A 16,114-nucleotide genomic window follows, 5' to 3' on the forward strand; every position below is an offset into this window, starting at 1 on the left:
GCTCCGGTCCTGTCCACCTCGCTCTCTTCCGTCCCGTCCCGCCTGGTTCGCCGTCGCCCTCCCGAAGGATTCGATGCCCGGCCCCACGCTGCCGCCTCCGCCGCCGCCCGCGTACATCAGCGGCTGGCCGGACAGGTCGGCGCTGCTGGCGGACCGCGGGCGGGCGTTGGAGGAGCTGCGCAGGCGCAGTCTCGGGGTCCATCGGGTGCTGCTGCTGTGGCTGCTGGCGGTCGCGGCGATCATCGGATGGGCGCTGCTGGTACTGCCGTTGCAGCAACTGGAGCAGCGCGATCCCACCGGGTTCATCCTGGGGCCGCTCTTCGCGGTCCTCGGTCTGGCCTCGCTGGCGCCCTCCGTCGTGGCCGTCGTCCTCGCCGTCCGGCGGGACCGCCATATCAGCCAACTTCTCGACGCCTGGCTGCGGTTGGACAGCCATCCGCCCACCGACGCCCGCCTGCGCTCCTCCGGCCTGAGCCTCTTCTGGCTGCTCTCCTCGCTCGTCATCTGCGCGTTCGGGCTGTGGACGTCGTTCGCGGGGCCCGCGGAGGCGAGGCCCGGACGTGACGCCTACAGCGACGTGGTGCTCGTGATGGGGATCGGATTCATCCTCTGGCTGACCGGTCTGATCGGCGTGGTGAAGGCCGTACGGCACTATCGGTGGGCCGTGCGGGTGCTGGGTCCGCGGGCGCCGACACCCGCCGAGCAGCGGACCACGGCTCCAGCGCCGGCTCCGGCTCCGGCTCCGGCTCCGGCTCCGGCTCCGGCTCGTGAGGATCAGGCCGACTGAGGATCTGGCCGACTGACACCACCGTTCCGTTTCCCCCGCCTCCTACGTACCTGGCGACACCCCGCCCCGTGGCTTCACCTCACCTCACCTCGCGCAGCGCCTCGCCCAGGACGGCGATGCCCTCCTCGATCGCCGATACGGGGGACGCCGCGTACCCGAGCAGCAGACCGGGTGGGCCGCCCGGCCGCTGACGGTGCCAGGAGAGGGGGTGCACCTTGACCCCGCGGGCCAGCGAGGCGGCGGCGAGGTCGGTGTCAGCGAAGTCGCAGTCACCGAAATCTCCCGGTGCCCCGCCGCCCGTACCGTCGCTGTCGTCCCCGCCGAACGTGATCAGCAGATGCAGCCCGGCCGCGGCCCCGTTCACCACCGCCCCCGGCAGACACGCCCGTATCGCCCCGATCATCGCGTCCCGCCGACGCCGATGGCGCCGCCGCACCAGCCGCAGGTGTCGCTCCAGCTCCCCCGACTCCATCAGCCGGGCCAGCACGAGCTGGGGCAGAACCGCGTTGCCGAGGTCGGCGTACCGTTTCGCGGCGACCAGCGCCTCCCGGTACCGCGCGGGTGCCACGACCCAGCCCATCCGCAGCGCGGGCGCGAGCAGCTTGGACACGCTCCCGGCGTAGCAGACCCGCTCCGGCAGCAGCGACCGCAGCGCGGGCACGGGCGCTCGGTCGTAACGGTGCTCGGCGTCGTAGTCGTCCTCCACCACCAGCCCGCCCTCACCGGCCCACCGCATCAGCTCCCGGCGCCGCGCGCCCCCGAGCACGACCCCGGTCGGAAACTGGTGCGCCGGGGTCAGCAACACGGCCCGGTGGTCCCGCAGTTCGGATACGAGGACGCCCTCGCCGTCGACCGCCACCGGCGGGGTACGCAGCCCCTGGTTCCGCAGATGCTGCCGGACCCCGAGCGACCCCGGGTCCTCCACGGCGATCTCCTCGATGCCGTCCTCCCGCAGCACCCGCCCGATCAGCGCGAGCGCCTGTGCGGTCCCGGCGACGATCAGTACGTCACCGGCCTCGACCCTGATCCCCCGGTACCGCCCCAGCCACCGGGCGACGGCCCGTCGCAGCTCCTCGGTGCCGCGCGGATCCCCGTACCCGAACCCGCCCGCCGCCAGCTCCCCGAACAGCCCTCGCTCGGCCCGCAGCCAGGCCGCCCGCGGAAACGCCGCGAGATCCGGCACCCCGGGCGACAGATCGATCCGCGCGGCCGCCGTACGGATCAGGTCGAAGGCGTCATCACCGGGCGGGCCGCCGAACGGGGAGGAGGGAGTGGACGAGCGCAGGGTGGGCGAGGAGGGAGTTGGCGGGTGCAGGGTGGGCGAGGAGGGAGCGTACGGGGATGGAGTGGACGGGGATGGAGTGGACGGGATCGTGGCGTACTGAGGCGCGGCGTAAGCAAGTTGTCCCGATCCGACCGCACGCCCCCCAACGCCCGAACCCAGGGCCCCCGTTAACCCCGGCCCCGCTGCTCCCGGTCCCGCCACCACCACCGTCCCGGCCCTCCCCCGGCCCTCCACCTGGCCTTCCTCCGAGAGCCGGCGGTACGCCTCGGTCACCACCCCGCGCGAGACGCGCAGCTCCGCGGCGAGCACCCGGGTCGCCGGGAGGCGGCTGCCGACCGGCAACCGCCCGTCGGCGACGGCCTGCCTCAGCTGCCCGGCCAGCCAATCGGCCCGCCCGCCGAACGGCGCCTCGCGCACATCGAGTTGGAGGAAGTCGGAGCCGGGGACGACCGGACCCGGGCCGAGGCACGGCTCTCCGCGTATGGCCCCTTCAACAGCACCCTCTTTGGACCTGTCCACAGGACCATTCTCGAACGAGGCTCGTAGTCATGACCACAAGCGCCAACCCCACCGACTACGTCCACGGATACTCCTCCCACGAGTCCCGCCGTCTCGGCGACCAGGCGGACACCCTCGCGGAGTTGCTGCACGCCGGCACGGCGTACCCACCGGGCAGCAAGGTCCTGGAGGTGGGCTGCGGAGTGGGCGCCCAGACGGTGCACCTGGTCGCGGCGAGCCCGGAGGCCCGCTTCGCGGCGGTGGACATCTCGGCCGCCTCGCTGGCCCAGGCCCGCGCCCGCGTCACGGCCCGGGCCCCGGACGCCCTGGTCACCTGGCACCGGGCCGACCTCTTCGAACTCCCCTTCAAGGACGCCGAGTTCGACCATGTCTTCGTCTGCTTCGTACTTGAGCACCTGCCCGACCCGCGGCGGGCTCTCACGGCACTGCGCCGCGTCCTGCGCCCCGGCGGCACCCTCACCGTCATCGAGGGCGACCACGGCTCGACGTTCTTCCACCCCGACAGCGCGTACGCCCACGCCGCCATCGACTGCCAGGTCCGACTCCAGCACGAGGCGGGCGGAAACGCCCTCCTGGGCCGCCAACTGCACCCGCTCCTCACCGCCGCCGGGTACGACCGCGTCGAGGTCCGCCCCCGGGCGGTCTACGCCGACAGCTCCCGCCCGGCCCTGGTCGAGGGCTTCACCCGCAACACGTTCATCGCGATGATCGAGTCCGTACGGGAGGACGCCCTGGCCTCAGGCCTCATGACCCCGGCGGACTGGGATCACGGCCTGGCGGACCTGCGCCGCACGGCGGACCCTGACGGCACGTTCCACTACACCTTCTTCAAGGCAGTGGCCGTGAACCCTCCGAGCGGGATCGCGAACCGCGAACCGCTGAACGTGCCGTGAACCCCTGCCGTCAGACCAGCCGTCGGGCCGTCGCCCACCGAGTCAGCTCGTGCCGGTTCGACAGCTGGAGCTTCCGGAGGACCGCCGAGACGTGGGACTCGACCGTCTTGACGGAGATGAACAGCTGCTTGGCGATCTCCTTGTACGCGTACCCGCGGGCAATGAGGCGCAGGACCTCGCGCTCGCGCTGGGTGAGGCGGTCCAGGTCCTCGTCGACGGGCGGGGCGTCGGTGGAGGCGAAGGCGTCGAGGACGAAGCCGGCGAGGCGGGGCGAGAAGACCGCGTCGCCGTCCTGGACGCGGAAGACGGAGTCGACGAGGTCCGTGCCGGTGATCGTCTTGGTGACATAGCCACGGGCACCGCCCCGGATCACACCGATGACGTCCTCCGCGGCGTCCGACACGGACAGCGCGAGGAACCGCACCGGCTGCTCGGCGTCCGCCATCAACGGCGAGCAGCGGCGCAGGACCTCGACCCCGCCGCCGCCCGGGAGGTGCACGTCGAGGAGGACGACCTCTGGCCGGGTCGCCGTGATGACCGTGACCGCCTGGTCGACGTCGGCGGCCTCGCCGACCACCTCGACGCCGGTCCGCTCGGTCTGCCCGATCTCCGCCTGGACCCCCGTACGGAACATGCGGTGGTCGTCGACGAGGACCACGCGCACGCGTCGCCCGGGCGCGGAGGCCGCCGGATCGGGGGCGCCCGCAGGGTCGTCGGCCGTGGCGGCCCCGGACGGTGCGTCGGCTCCGGACGGCGTGTCGGCTCCGGTCGAACCGGCCGCACCGGTCGCCGCGGCAGGGCCGCCGGCCGTGCCCGCGCCGGTCATGCCGGCGTCCGGCTCGACCGCTCCGGTCGGTTCGTTCGCGTCGCTCATGTCTCCGCCCTCTCCATCTCCAGCTCGACCTCCGTGCCGCCGTCCGGCACCGCGCGCAGCCGCGCCGTACCGCCGTTGCGCTCCATGCGGCCGATGATCGATTCTCTGACGCCCATGCGGTCGCCGGGTATCGAATCCAGGTCGAAGCCCGGACCGCGGTCCCGGACCGACACGAAGACGGTCCTCCCCTCGACCTCGGCGAAGACCTGCACCGCGCCGCCCTCGCCACCGTACTTGGCCGCGTTCACCATGGCTTCCCTCGCGGCCTGCATCTGGGCGCCGATCCGGTCGTCGAGCGGGCAGTCGCCGACGACCACGACCTCGATGGGGACGCCGTGCTTGTCCTCCACCTCGGCGGCGTTGCGCTTCACGGCTTCCGCGAGCGTGCCGGGCTCGTCGTCCTCGTCCTTGCCGGTGCCCTCGGGCTTGTAGAGCCAGTTGCGCAGGTCGCGCTCCTGGGCGCGGGCGAGGCGTCGGACCTCGTTCGCGTTCTCGGCGTTCCGCTGTATCAGGGTCAGGGTGTGCAGCACCGAGTCGTGGACGTGGGCGGCGACCTCCGCGCGCTCCTGGGCGCGGATGCGCATCAGGCGCTCCTCGGAGAGGTCCTGGGTCATGCGGACGAGATACGGACCGGCGAGCAGCGCTATGCCGACGAGGACCGCGAGCGCGGCCTGGAGGACCGAGCCGAGGTGGGCGGCGGAGCCCTGGAGGACGAAGATCGCGGAGACGCCCGTGGCCACGAGCAGGACGCCGGCCGCGGAGCGGAGCAGGGTGATCGTGCGCTTGCGGCGGCCGACCTCCATCCAGCGGGCCCGCCGCGCGTTGTCCGCCTGGCGCCAGACCAGGGCGACTCCCGCGCCCACCAGGACGGTGGGCCAGAGATAGGCCTTGGCCCCGCCGCTCAGGTCCACATTGCCGACGAAGATCAGGGCCACCACGACCATGGCGAGCAGCGCGACGATCTGGCCCTTGTCGGGCTTGCGGGCGACGAGTCTGCGGCGGCCGTCGGGCGCGGTCTCGGTGGCGAGGGCGGGGGGCCGCTCGGCGTCCACACCGCCGACGCCGAGCGGGACGAAGAACCAGAACGCCGCGTACAGCAACGCGCCGAGGCCGTCCGCCATCATCAGGCCGACGAAGACCAGCCGCACCCAGATCACGGGCAGCCCGAGATGGCCCGCGAGCCCCCGCGCCACCCCTCCGAGCCAGCGTCCGTCACTGCTGCGGTAGAGCTTGCGCGGCGGCCGCGGGTCCTCGACGGTCAGGGTTGCGGCTTCCGGCATGCCATCGATGTTCACACGCCGGAGGGCGCCGGGCATCAGGGTCGACCCCCTAGACTCCCCTGATCTTCGAATCGGCTCGGGGATCTCCTCCAACATCTGCTCGGGGGTCTCCTCCGAATCGGCTCGGGGTCCCCTCGGTGATCACCGCCTGAGGGTCCGGCCCAGGGTCGATTTCAGGGTTCGGCCAGGGTCGTACCGACTCCCGTCCGGCCGTCGCGGCCGTCACCATGGACACATGACAGATCACCAGCACGCCGCGCCGGGTCCGGGACCCGGCTCCGGCCCGGCCGGGAGCGGAATCCCGGGGGCGGAGCCGCAGGACACCGTGCCCGCGGCGGGCGCCCGGGCGACCGCGGGTGAGGAGCCGCGCGCACCCGGGGAGCCGCACACGCCGGGGAGTCCGGTCCCGCCCGGGGAGCCCGGCGAGCCCGACGTCCCGCGGAAGTTCCGGCGCGACCGTCGGCAGAAGATGCTGGGCGGCGTGTGCGCGGGGCTCGGGCGGCAGTGCGACATGGACCCGGTGATCTTCCGGATCGTGCTCGCCGTGCTCTCGGCGACCGGCGGCCTCGGCCTCATCTTCTACGGCTTCGCCTGGCTGTTCGTCCCGAACGACGACGAGGACGAGAACGAGGTGCGCAAGCTCCTCACCGGCCGGGTGGACGGCCAGGCACTGGCGGGCGTGCTGTTCGCCCTGGTCGGCTGTGGTGTGTTCCTCTCCATGCTGAGCAACAGCGGCGTGCTGACGTTCGCGACGACGCTCTCGCTGCTCCTCGCGGGCGCCGGCTACTGGTCGCGGCAGCGCGCGACGGAGGACCCCGACCCGCTCGCCGCGCAGGCCGTCGCCGACGCGCCGCCGGAGGCACAGGCGCCGCCCGTCCCCGCGTCGTTCCCCTCCTGGTGGCGCGAGCCCATCGTCAAGGACGGCACATATGTGGGTGGCACGGGCTATCTGTGGGGCCCCAAGGACGTGCGCGAGCGCGACATCGCGGCGGCGATCACCATCGCGCAGGGCGGCGGCCCCGGCCGGGACATACGGACCCGGGCGCCCAAGCCGCGCGGCCCCCGCCCGATCGGCGGCTCGGTGTTCCTGCTCGCTCTCCTCACGGGCCTGCTCGCCACCCGCCTGACCTGGGAGGACCGCGCACTGGGCGCCAGCCTGCAGACCGGCCTGGCCTGCGCGCTCGGCGTGCTCGGTGTGGGCATCGCGGTCAGCGCGTTCCGGGGGCGCACCGGAGGAGGGTCGATCTTCCTCGCGATCGTTACGGCGGCCCTGCTGGCGGGCTCGGCGGCACTGCCGAAGGACATCACCACCCACTGGGTGCGTACGGACTGGACACCGGCCACGACAGCCGCCGTACAGGAGCACTACAACCTCGGCACCGGCGTCGGCACGCTCGACCTCAGCCGGATCGACCTCGCCAAGGGCCGGACCCTGACGACGAACGCCGAGGTGGGGATGGGACAGCTCAAGGTGATCCTGCCCAAGGACGTGACGGTGAAGCTGGTGATCGAAGTGGGCGTCGGCGACATCCAGTTGCCGGGCGACGACAAGCAGGACGTGGATGTGGCCCCGGGCAAGCACAAGCAGGTGACGCTCTCCCCCACGGGAGAGAGCACGGACAAGGCCAAGGCAGGCGGCACGCTCGACCTCACCCTCGAAGTCGGCATCGGACAGGCGGAGGTCACCCGTGTCACGTCATGAGTTCCAGCCCGGCCGGTTCATCGCGGGCTTCTTCCTCACCCTCACGGGCGTCATCTACGCCGGAGACGCGGGCGAGGCCTGGGACACCCCGTGGTTCGTGGTGATCCCGCTCGTCACAGCCGGCCTCTGCCTGGCAGCCGCGGCAGGCACGGTGGCCCACGGAGTCCGCCGCCGGCGGCGCCGTGCGCTCCACACACGGGAGACTCAGGGCCAGGACAGCGCCCCGTAGGGGGCGCGGGGAACTGCGCGCTCAGCCCCCACGCACCCGCAGGTCAGTCACACGCTTCCGGCGGAGGCGCCGGTCGAGCGCCTAGTAGGCGCTGCTCGTCCGGCGCCGACGCCGAGACCGGATCATCGCATCCACCGAGAACACCGACGCCCCGGCCAGCACGATCGGCAGCCAGGCCATCAGGTAGGGAAGGTCGTTGCCGTAGTAGTACGGGTCCGAGGCCCAGCTCACCGTCAGCCAGAGGCTGAGGGAGATCAGGGCGCCGCCGAACGCGGCGAGGCGAGCGAAGAGACCGATCAGCGTGCCGATACCCACCGCGAGCTCACCGAAGGCGATGGCGTAGCCGAACCCGACGGGATTCTTGAGGGCGAGATCGACGAGCGCGGGAATGGCCGACGAGTCGCGCACCGTCCGCATCAGGTCGCCCACCGACCCGGCCCCCGCGTCGTGCATGAAGGCGCTGTCGGTCAGCTTGTCGATTCCCGCGTAGATGAAGGTGACACCGAGGAAGACCCGCAGCGGAAGCAGGGCGTACCGGGTAGCGGCATCCCGCCAGTCACCGCCGCCCTCGTCCATGTACCCGGAGTGCGTGTCCATTCGCATGCCGTGAGCCATCGCTCTCCGCCGCCTCTCGCCCGCCGAACGGTTCACCCCTCAACAGACGATACGTACGACGGCCGACTCCCGCTCAAGAGCGGACGCACAAATTTTCACCAGGTCCCCCCGAACATCCCTTTTGATCCCGTACGGGAACGGAGGATCAGCATCCGCAGGCCACCCTCCGGGGAGATGCCCGTACGGCGTCCATGCGGGTGGCGGAAGCCGCAGGCCGGGCGCGGGCCGGGCGCCGGGCGGGCGCAGGCCGGACGCGGGGCGGGCGCGGGGCGGGCGCGGGGCGCCGCGGTCACCGCGTCACCAGGCCCGCGGTCACTCCGTCACATCGATCCCCACCCGGTTCGTCTCCAGCCCCGCCGCGGTGACGACCTGTACGTCCACCCGCCCGGGCTCCACATCCGCCGGCACCGGCACGGTGAGCACCGCGTCGGACGGGTTGCTGAACCCGCCGGGCACCGGAACCAGCGGCACATGCACATGCACGGCCCCGATCCGCACGACCATCCGCGACAGCCGGTCCGCGCCCTGCGCGCCGGGCGGCACGAATCCGGCGCCCCGGATCTCGATGTCGTCCCCGGTCCGGATCGGTGCGTCCAGATCCCCCGCCTCGCGGGCCCGCACGACCGACAGGATCACCGGCCGCCCACCCTCCGCGTACTTCCCGGCGACGTACGTGGCGGCCGACACCAGCACCATCACGGCCAGCCCCCACGGCAGATCGGGCAGTTGCTCGGGCCGCCGGGCCAGTCGCACGGCCGCGAAGACCAGCGCGACGGCGCCCACGACCACGTACTGGATGTCGGCGAAGTTGCCCCGGCCGGAGTCGTCGGTGAGCAGATCCGCGGCCCGGGGCCGGTCGGCCCGTACCTTCTGCAGCCGCTGTCCGAGGACGCGCAGCCCCACGACCCGCCGCACGAGCACGGCGATCGCGCACACGACGGCGAGCACGGTCACGATCCCGGCCCCTCGCGCGAGGTCGAGCCCCGCGATCAGGGAGTCCCGCTCGTCGGGGGAGGACGCGCCGGCCAGCCGTCCCGCCAGCACGAGCACGGCGTAGACGACGAACAGCACCCAGCCGACCGCCACGGCACGGGAGGTGGACAGCCGGTTGTCCTCGCCGATGACGGGCGCCAGTACCCCGCCCCGCGCCCGGTGGAACCACGAGGCCCCGGTCAGCAGCGCGCTCACGACCACCGCGGCCACCAGCCCCGCGGTCCGCGCGGCCGTCCAGCCCGCCCCGATCGCGGTGAGCGTCTGCACCAGGAGCAGCACGAGGACGACTCCCCACACGGCGATGACAGTTCGCCGCCACACCAGGCCGAGCCAGACCTCGCCCTCGGCCCGCCCGCGCTCCGCGACGACGTCCGCGGACTGGGTCAGCTCGTCCGACACCCACTGCCTCGACGCCCCGGCCGAGTACGCGACGGCCGCGGGCAGCCCTCGCCCGGACGCCAATTCATCCCGCTTGGAAAGGAATTCGGCAACGGCGCGCCGATGCCCCTCGCGTGCCCCGTGCGGACAGTTCCCGCAGGTGCAGCCCCCCTCGTGCCCGCTCCGACCGGCGCCGCGCCCGGCGTCCCGCCCCGCGCCCTGTCCAGTCTCCTGCACCGCCACGCCCGTTGCCGCCTTCCAGACCATTGGGTCGAACCCTCATTTACCGCACGCCCCACCGAACCGACCGCACGCCCTACCGATATGTCACGTTCGCACGCCACCGCCGCACCACGGACAGCGGCACGACCACCGGCCCCCAGGGCCACCGGTCGCACAGTCAACCCCCGCACATCTGCGCAGCCGCACAACTGCCTCGCGACGACAGCGCATTGTGCCGTACCCCACACCCCGCGCGTCCGCCAGGTCTGGTCAGCGCGGGTGAACCACCCACCCCCGTGTTGACCCGGCTGCGAGAATTCCCGTATGGCCGAGATCATCCAGCGCGACGGGACCTGGGCCTTCGACGGCAGCACGGTCCGGATCACCCCGGGACTGCACCGCTCCGTGCCGCTGTTCCGGCAGACGTACGGAGAGATCGCCGTGCCCCTCGAAGCGGTCGCGGGCGTCGCCTACGAACCCGAACGCAAGCGCGGCCGGCTGCGCCTGAGACTCCGCGAGGGCGCCGACCCGCTGCTCCAGGCGACCGGGGGCCGGCTGCCCGACCCCGCGGACCCGTACCGGCTGACGGTGGACATCGACCGCTCCGGCGTCGCCGAGTACGTCGCCGAGGAGATCCGGCGCGCCCTGCTCCTCGAAGAGATTCCCAAGGAACCGGCCAGAACCTATCTCGTGCCGGGCCCTCCCGTCCCCGTCTCGGTCCGTTCCAGCGACGGCACGGTGTCCTTCGACGGCACCCAGGTCCGTATCGACTGGAGCGACACCTCGGACCGGGTGAAGCGCGCGACGGGCCCGCGCATCATCGAGCTGCCGGACCTCGTCCAGGTGGAGTGGCTGCCCAACTCCGGTTACGAGGACGGGTTCCTGCGCTTCGTGACCCGCGACTCGGTGTTCTCCAAACTGCCGCCGGAGAAGGACCCGTTCGCCCTCGACCTGTGGGGCAGTGCCCGCCGCGATCTGCTCACGGCGCTGGTCGCCACCGCGGTCATGGCCCGGCTCCCGCACCCGTCCACCCGGTCCGGCGAGTACGCCCAGGGCGACCCGCCCCGCCTTCCGGCCGCGCCCGAGGACGCCGTACCGCAGCTGCCCCGGCAGGGCCACCACGACGTACTCCTGCGCCGCCTCAGGGAGTTGGGCGAACTGCACCGCGACGGCGTGCTCACGGACGAGGAGTTCGCGGCGACGAAGGCGGCGGTGCTGCGGGACTTCTGACACGGGTGACTTGGGCCTTCTGACTCGGGCCTTCCGACTCGGGCCTTCCGACTTGGGCCTTCCGACTGAGGAGATGGAGGCTGAGGAGATCGGACTAGCTGAGGAGATCGGGTTCGCTGCGGCTGATGTCCTGCCACAGCGGCTGGTAGTTGATCCACGCCACCAGATCCCCGCCGAGCTGCTCCCGCGTCGCCACCGCCTGCTTGTGGTCGATGACCACGGGACGGCCCGCCGCGCGCGCGGTCAGCTGCACCTGGCACGAGCGCTCCATCGACAGGAACCACCAGGCCGCCGCGTCCACCGAGTCGCCGACGGTCAGCAGCCCGTGGTTGCGCAGCACGAGCGCCTTGCGGGTGCCGAGCGCGGAGGCGATCCGCCGCCCCTCCTCGGCGTCCACGGCGACCCCCGAGTACGCGTCGTACAGCGCGTGGTCCTCGTAGAACGCGCAGCTCTCCTGGGTGATCGGGTCGAGCAGGTCGCCGAGTGCGGCCAGCGCGCGGCCGTGCACCGAGTGGCAGTGGGCGACCGCGACGACGTCCGGCCGGGCCGCGTGCACCTGGGCGTGCACGGTGAACGCCGCCTGGTTCACGTGATAGCGGCCCTCGATCACCTGCCCGTCCTCGTTGGCCATGACCAGATCACCGACCGTGACATGCTTGAACGGCATTCCGAACGGATTGACCCAGAAACAATTGCTGTACTCGGGATCGCGCGCGGTGATGTGACCGGAGACCCCGTCCTCGAACCCGAGCCGGCCGAAGAGCCGAAGCGCGCCCGCGAGGCGTTCCTTGCGGTGCCGCCGTTCGTCGTCGAGCGACTCGTGCATGGGCGGCATGGCGAACCGCAGCCGGTCGGTGGGAAGCGGCAGGGGCGGCGTGGGCCCGTGCATATGTCCTCCAGCCCTGAGGTACGGACTCCGTACATGTTTACGGGCGGGAAGTTACCGGCGGTCAGCGCAGGAGAACAGAGATGTTCGTGAAGAGAGTGCACAACCGTTGCACGGGGTCGCTGGTCTGCCTGTCTGGAGCCAACTATTCGGTCGGGCACCTGCACCGACGCCCCCTGGAGGACCCCCGTGCGCAGTCACCCCCCTACGCTGCGCGGACCGCGTCCCGCGACCGCACCCCCCACCAGCCCATGAAGAGAAACGAGCGCCTTGTCACAGGCATGCTCAGACAGATCGCCACGCGCGACGTGGTCGTCCTGGACGACCTCGGCGGATCCCCCCGCCGCCTCGCCGCGCTCACCTACATCGCCGTGCAGTACGGATTCCGCTACGAGGAGACGAACAGACTCGGCCAGACACTCCAGGTCCGCCTGACCCGCGACCCCCGCCCCGAGGCCCGCGAACGCAGCACGGCCGCCCTCGGCCGCCTCGCGGCCGGCCGCGCTCCGGGCATGCGCCCGGGCACGCTCAAACCACTGCCCGACGTGGCACCCGCGGTCGGGCTGCTCAAGGCCCGTATCGAGTTCGACGCGCTCTCCGACGACCTGGACTGGCGCCGCAAGGCCGTCTTCATGACAGCCAGCGCGGCCCTCATGGCACTGCTGCTGATCCCCGCGGGCTGGAGGGCCTCGCTCGCCGCGAGCGCCACCATGGCCGCGGTGTTCGCGGTCTTCCTGCGCCTGGAGGTGATACGGAAGGACCGGCTGGCCCGTCGGCTGCGGTCGGCGGGGCTGATCTGAGCGACCTGTCCGAGGGGTGCCCGTCGCAATTCCGCCCGAGGAATCCCCCGTCGCAAAGGCGACAGCAGATGTCGGGTATCGGCGACAGACTCGTCGTATGACTCGCACGACATCGAACTGGGCAGCCGTCACCGCCGCGGAACCGGACCTCGCCAAGACCGTCGAGGACCGGTTCTCGGCCTTCACGCACCACATCGTGGCGACCCTCCGGAAGGACGGGTCGCCCCGCACCTCGGGACTCGAAGTCCGGTTCCTGAACGGGGAGTTGTGGCTCGGCATGATGCCGGACTCGCTCAAGGCACTGGACCTGCGCCGCGACCCGCGCTTCGCCCTCCAGGCCAATCCTGGTCCCGGCACGGAGATGGCGGGCGGCGACGTTCGGATCGCGGGCCGCGCCGTCGAGGTCGAGGACCCGGCGGAGCGCTCCCGGTACGCCGAAGAGGTGGAACCGCCGGAGCAATTCCACCTCTTCCGCACCGAGCTGACGGAGGTCGTACGGACCTACGTCGAGGACGACACGTATCTGGTCGTCGAGATCTGGAAGCCCGGAGAGCCGGTGCGGACCCTCAAGCGGACCTGACCTTCAGCAGCCCGGGGCTACTCCCACTCGATGGTGCCCGGCGGCTTCGACGTGACGTCGAGGACGACCCGGTTGACGTCCGCGACCTCGTTCGTGATGCGCGTCGAGATCTTCGCGAGGACGTCGTACGGCAGGCGCGACCAGTCGGCGGTCATGGCGTCCTCGGAGGAGACGGGCCGCAGCACGATCGGGTGGCCGTACGTCCGGCCGTCGCCCTGGACGCCCACGCTGCGGACGTCCGCGAGCAGCACGACCGGGCACTGCCAGATGTCGCGGTCGAGGCCGGCCGCCGTCAGCTCCTCGCGGGCGATGGCGTCGGCCTCACGGAGCAGGTCGAGCCGCGCCTTGGTGACCTCGCCGACGATACGGATACCGAGGCCGGGGCCCGGGAACGGCTGGCGCTGGACGATCTCGTCCGGCAGGCCCAGCTCCTGGCCGACCATCCGGACCTCGTCCTTGAACAGCTTGCGCAGCGGCTCGATCAGCTTGAACTCGAGGTCTTCCGGCAGCCCGCCCACGTTGTGGTGGGACTTGATGTTGGCGGTGCCGGTGCCGCCGCCGGACTCGACGACGTCCGGGTAGAGCGTGCCCTGCACCAGGAAGGCGACCTCGGGACCCGCGTCCGCGATGATCTCGGCCTGCGCCTGCTCGAAGACCCGGATGAACTCGCGCCCGATGATCTTCCGCTTCTGCTCGGGGTCGGAGACCCCGGCGAGCGCGGTGAGGAACCGCTCCTCCGCGTCCACGACCTTCAGCTGTACGCCGGTCGCGGCCACGAAGTCCTTCTCGACCTGCTCGGTCTCGCCCTTGCGCATCAGACCGTGGTCGACGTACACGCAGGTCAGCTGCGATCCGATGGCCTTCTGGACGAGGGCCGCGGCGACCGCGGAGTCCACGCCGCCGGACAGACCGCAGATGGCGCGCTTGTCGCCGACCTGCTCGCGGATCGCGGCGACCTGCTCCTCGATCACATTGCCGGTGGTCCAGGACGGGGTCAGGCCCGCGCCCCGGTACAGGAAGTGTTCGAGCACCTGCTGGCCGTGCGTGGAGTGCATGACCTCGGGGTGGTACTGGACCCCGTACAGCCGCTTCTCGTCGTTCTCGAAGGCCGCGACCGGGACGACGTCCGTGGAGGCGGTCACCGAGAAGCCCTCGGGGGCAGCGCTGCACGCGTCGCCGTGGGACATCCACACCGACTGCTCGTCCGGGGTGCCCTCGAAGAGGGTCGAGCCGGACTTGGAGACGTGCAGCGGTGTGCGGCCGTACTCGCGGGCGCCGGTGTTGTCGACCGTGCCGCCGAGGGTGGTCGCCATCAGCTGGAAGCCGTAGCACATGCCGAAGACCGGGACGCCGGCCTCGAAGAGCTCGCGGTCCAGGCGGGGGGCGCCTTCCGCGTACACCGACGAGGGGCCGCCGGAGAGGATGATCGCCGCCGGGTTCTTGGCGAGCATCTCCGCGACCGGCATGGTGCTCGGCACGATCTCGCTGTAGACCCGGGCCTCGCGGACTCGGCGGGCGATGAGCTGGGCGTACTGCGCACCGAAGTCGACGACCAGGACGGTGTCGGGGGCGACGGGGGACGCTTCTGGCACGGTTTGCCTTCCGGCGGTTCAGCAGGGATGTGCTCCCGAGTCTAACCGGGCGCCCGGAGCCGACGTCCCGTCCCTGGGGGCTCCGCCCCCCGGCCCCCGTGTCGCCACCGGGGCTCCGCCCCAGACCCCGTGGGGTGCGTACTTCGGGTGCGGGTGCGCTGTGGCTGGTCGCGCAGTTCCCCGCGCCCCTAAAAAACTCAGCCCCTCCGGAAAAACTCAGCCCCTCCGGCGTTTGAGGAGCGGGGGTTCGGGGGCCGGCCCCCGAGTAGTGACGGGAATGGGTAGGGGCGGCGGGGGCGAGGAAGGTTGTCTCAGTATCCGAGCGCGCTTGGCCGGCGGCCGGAGGCCGGGCATACTGCTCCCATGCTCACGCACGAGACCTTCGTCTTTACCTATGGCAACCGGCCCACCGGCTGCCATGGTCGTGCTGCTTGAGCAACTGACAAGCGACTTCCCAGGCGCCCCGGGCCGACAAGGCCCGGGGCGCCTCGCGGTTTCCGGACCTTGCCGCTCCGGGGCACCCCACTCGAAGAGGAGCCCCCGAGATGAGCACAGCCGCCGACACGACCGGCGCCCGTACCGAAGAGGCCGCCGACGTCATCACCGGCGCCCGCGAACGCATCGACGCCCTCGACGACCGGATCATCGGCCTCGTCCAGGAACGGATGGCGATCTCGGCGGTCATCCAGGAGGCGCGGATCGCCTCCGGAGGCCGCCGCGTGAACCTGTCACGCGAGATGGACGTCCTCGGCCACTACAGGGACGCGCTCGGCAAGCCGGGCACCTCGCTCGCGATGACGCTCCTGGAGCTGTGCCGCGGCCGCGTCTGAAGCCGGCTTCCGAGATCCGGGGATGCCGAGGACGTCCGGGATCCGATCCGCGTACGACATCCCCGTACGACGGACGTCCGGTGCACGCACGTACGCATGTCCTCTCACCCGTACGGCGCGTGACCGCCCCTCGGCGGGCTTCGTTGGTCCCGGTGTCCGTGTCAGCCAGGGGCGGGCCCGAAGAACCACGCGTGGCTCCGCTGGAACGATGAGGCGTACGGACGTGCGCCGTGGGACCTCGTTCCAGAGAAGTGACCGGACGGCAGGGGACAGCAGCCCGGTCACCCTAGAGAGGTGGGGGGCGGGGGGGCCCCGCCCCCCCCCGCGGCAACTGTTGCAAGGGGGTGGGAAGGGGTGGGGGGGGCGCGGCCCCCCCGGGCCGACGGTTTGGTAAAACCCCCACCACCCAACCACAAAAC

The 16,114-nt window shown here is 71.9% G+C and carries 15 protein-coding genes; 8 read left to right on the forward strand and 7 right to left on the reverse strand.

Features of this window, described 5'->3' with window-relative positions:
- Positions 1-73: 73 nt before the first annotated feature.
- On the forward strand, positions 74-787 hold the full coding sequence (locus tag ACIBEI_RS40490) for a hypothetical protein (protein WP_398895713.1): 714 nt from the start codon (positions 74-76) through the stop codon (positions 785-787).
- A gap of 79 nt (positions 788-866) precedes the next feature.
- On the opposite strand, the gene ACIBEI_RS40495 is transcribed toward ACIBEI_RS40490, so the two are convergent.
- Positions 867-2,591, reverse strand: coding sequence for a PLP-dependent aminotransferase family protein (locus ACIBEI_RS40495; RefSeq protein WP_398895714.1), 1,725 nt, complete (start codon positions 2,589-2,591; stop codon positions 867-869).
- Between the two features lie 29 nt (positions 2,592-2,620).
- Between ACIBEI_RS40495 and ACIBEI_RS40500 the strand changes: the two genes are divergently transcribed.
- Complete coding sequence (locus ACIBEI_RS40500) at positions 2,621-3,484, forward strand: L-histidine N(alpha)-methyltransferase (RefSeq protein WP_398895716.1); 864 nt, start codon at positions 2,621-2,623, stop codon at positions 3,482-3,484.
- Positions 3,485-3,494: 10 nt separating this feature from the next.
- On the opposite strand, the gene ACIBEI_RS40505 is transcribed toward ACIBEI_RS40500, so the two are convergent.
- Together ACIBEI_RS40505 and ACIBEI_RS40510 are read right to left on the reverse strand one after the other, a co-directional pair.
- Entirely contained in the window at positions 3,495-4,310 is an 816-nt protein-coding gene (locus tag ACIBEI_RS40505) for a LuxR C-terminal-related transcriptional regulator (RefSeq protein WP_398895751.1), read from the reverse strand.
- 44 nt (positions 4,311-4,354) lie between these two features.
- Positions 4,355-5,638, reverse strand: a complete 1,284-nt coding sequence (locus ACIBEI_RS40510) for a PspC domain-containing protein (RefSeq protein WP_398895718.1) — start codon at positions 5,636-5,638, stop codon at positions 4,355-4,357.
- A 235-nt stretch (positions 5,639-5,873) separates the two neighbouring features.
- Between ACIBEI_RS40510 and ACIBEI_RS40515 the strand changes: the two genes are divergently transcribed.
- Both ACIBEI_RS40515 and ACIBEI_RS40520 read left to right on the forward strand, forming a co-directional pair.
- A complete protein-coding gene (locus ACIBEI_RS40515) occupies positions 5,874-7,340 on the forward strand; it encodes a PspC domain-containing protein (protein ID WP_398895720.1) in 1,467 nt (488 codons plus the stop codon).
- A complete protein-coding gene (locus ACIBEI_RS40520; protein WP_398895722.1) occupies positions 7,327-7,569 on the forward strand; it encodes a hypothetical protein in 243 nt (80 codons plus the stop codon). The genes ACIBEI_RS40515 and ACIBEI_RS40520 overlap by 14 nt, the downstream gene beginning before the upstream one ends.
- Positions 7,570-7,650: 81 nt before the next feature.
- On the opposite strand, the gene ACIBEI_RS40525 is transcribed toward ACIBEI_RS40520, so the two are convergent.
- Together ACIBEI_RS40525 and ACIBEI_RS40530 are read right to left on the reverse strand one after the other, a co-directional pair.
- A complete protein-coding gene (locus ACIBEI_RS40525; protein WP_398895724.1) occupies positions 7,651-8,184 on the reverse strand; it encodes a DoxX family protein in 534 nt (177 codons plus the stop codon).
- 312 nt (positions 8,185-8,496) lie between these two features.
- The gene (locus tag ACIBEI_RS40530) at positions 8,497-9,798 is read right to left on the reverse strand and encodes a hypothetical protein (RefSeq protein WP_398895752.1); all 1,302 of its coding nucleotides are present in this window, start codon (positions 9,796-9,798) and stop codon (positions 8,497-8,499) included.
- A 303-nt stretch (positions 9,799-10,101) separates the two neighbouring features.
- Between ACIBEI_RS40530 and ACIBEI_RS40535 the strand changes: the two genes are divergently transcribed.
- On the forward strand, positions 10,102-11,007 hold the full coding sequence (locus tag ACIBEI_RS40535) for a DUF4429 domain-containing protein (protein WP_398895726.1): 906 nt from the start codon (positions 10,102-10,104) through the stop codon (positions 11,005-11,007).
- 94 nt (positions 11,008-11,101) lie between these two features.
- Here ACIBEI_RS40535 and ACIBEI_RS40540 read toward each other — a convergent pair whose 3' ends face one another.
- Complete coding sequence (locus ACIBEI_RS40540; protein ID WP_398895728.1) at positions 11,102-11,896, reverse strand: class II aldolase/adducin family protein; 795 nt, start codon at positions 11,894-11,896, stop codon at positions 11,102-11,104.
- A 278-nt stretch (positions 11,897-12,174) separates the two neighbouring features.
- Here ACIBEI_RS40540 and ACIBEI_RS40545 point away from each other — a divergent pair, with 278 nt between their 5' ends.
- Both ACIBEI_RS40545 and ACIBEI_RS40550 read left to right on the forward strand, forming a co-directional pair.
- Complete coding sequence (locus ACIBEI_RS40545; RefSeq protein ID WP_266759559.1) at positions 12,175-12,693, forward strand: hypothetical protein; 519 nt, start codon at positions 12,175-12,177, stop codon at positions 12,691-12,693.
- A 97-nt stretch (positions 12,694-12,790) separates the two neighbouring features.
- Complete coding sequence (locus tag ACIBEI_RS40550) at positions 12,791-13,273, forward strand: pyridoxamine 5'-phosphate oxidase family protein (protein WP_398895729.1); 483 nt, start codon at positions 12,791-12,793, stop codon at positions 13,271-13,273.
- Positions 13,274-13,290: 17 nt separating this feature from the next.
- Here ACIBEI_RS40550 and guaA read toward each other — a convergent pair whose 3' ends face one another.
- Positions 13,291-14,865, reverse strand: coding sequence for a glutamine-hydrolyzing GMP synthase (gene guaA, locus ACIBEI_RS40555; RefSeq protein WP_398895731.1), 1,575 nt, complete (start codon positions 14,863-14,865; stop codon positions 13,291-13,293).
- A gap of 545 nt (positions 14,866-15,410) precedes the next feature.
- Between guaA and ACIBEI_RS40560 the strand changes: the two genes are divergently transcribed.
- Positions 15,411-15,695 (forward strand): chorismate mutase, encoded by a 285-nt coding sequence (locus ACIBEI_RS40560; protein WP_398895733.1) that lies wholly within the window; start codon positions 15,411-15,413, stop codon positions 15,693-15,695.
- Positions 15,696-16,114: the final 419 nt, after the last annotated feature.

Source organism: Streptomyces sp. NPDC050988 (genome assembly GCF_044456225.1).
In the GTDB taxonomy this organism is placed as follows: Bacteria; Actinomycetota; Actinomycetes; order Streptomycetales; family Streptomycetaceae; genus Streptomyces.

Excerpts from the sequence above, each read along its gene's own strand:
- ACIBEI_RS40550 (WP_398895729.1), top strand. The coding sequence starts at position 12,791 with ATGACTCGCACGACATCGAACTGGGCAGCCGTCACCGCCGCGGAACCG.
- ACIBEI_RS40525 (WP_398895724.1), bottom strand. The coding sequence starts at position 8,184 with ATGGCTCACGGCATGCGAATGGACACGCACTCCGGGTACATGGACGAG.
- ACIBEI_RS40540 (WP_398895728.1), bottom strand. The coding sequence starts at position 11,896 with ATGCACGGGCCCACGCCGCCCCTGCCGCTTCCCACCGACCGGCTGCGG.
- ACIBEI_RS40490 (WP_398895713.1), top strand. The coding sequence starts at position 74 with ATGCCCGGCCCCACGCTGCCGCCTCCGCCGCCGCCCGCGTACATCAGC.
- ACIBEI_RS40535 (WP_398895726.1), top strand. The coding sequence starts at position 10,102 with ATGGCCGAGATCATCCAGCGCGACGGGACCTGGGCCTTCGACGGCAGC.
- ACIBEI_RS40500 (WP_398895716.1), top strand. The coding sequence starts at position 2,621 with ATGACCACAAGCGCCAACCCCACCGACTACGTCCACGGATACTCCTCC.
- ACIBEI_RS40505 (WP_398895751.1), bottom strand. The coding sequence starts at position 4,310 with ATGACCGGCGCGGGCACGGCCGGCGGCCCTGCCGCGGCGACCGGTGCG.
- ACIBEI_RS40545 (WP_266759559.1), top strand. The coding sequence starts at position 12,175 with ATGCTCAGACAGATCGCCACGCGCGACGTGGTCGTCCTGGACGACCTC.
- ACIBEI_RS40560 (WP_398895733.1), top strand. The coding sequence starts at position 15,411 with ATGAGCACAGCCGCCGACACGACCGGCGCCCGTACCGAAGAGGCCGCC.
- ACIBEI_RS40515 (WP_398895720.1), top strand. The coding sequence starts at position 5,874 with ATGACAGATCACCAGCACGCCGCGCCGGGTCCGGGACCCGGCTCCGGC.
- ACIBEI_RS40510 (WP_398895718.1), bottom strand. The coding sequence starts at position 5,638 with ATGCCGGAAGCCGCAACCCTGACCGTCGAGGACCCGCGGCCGCCGCGC.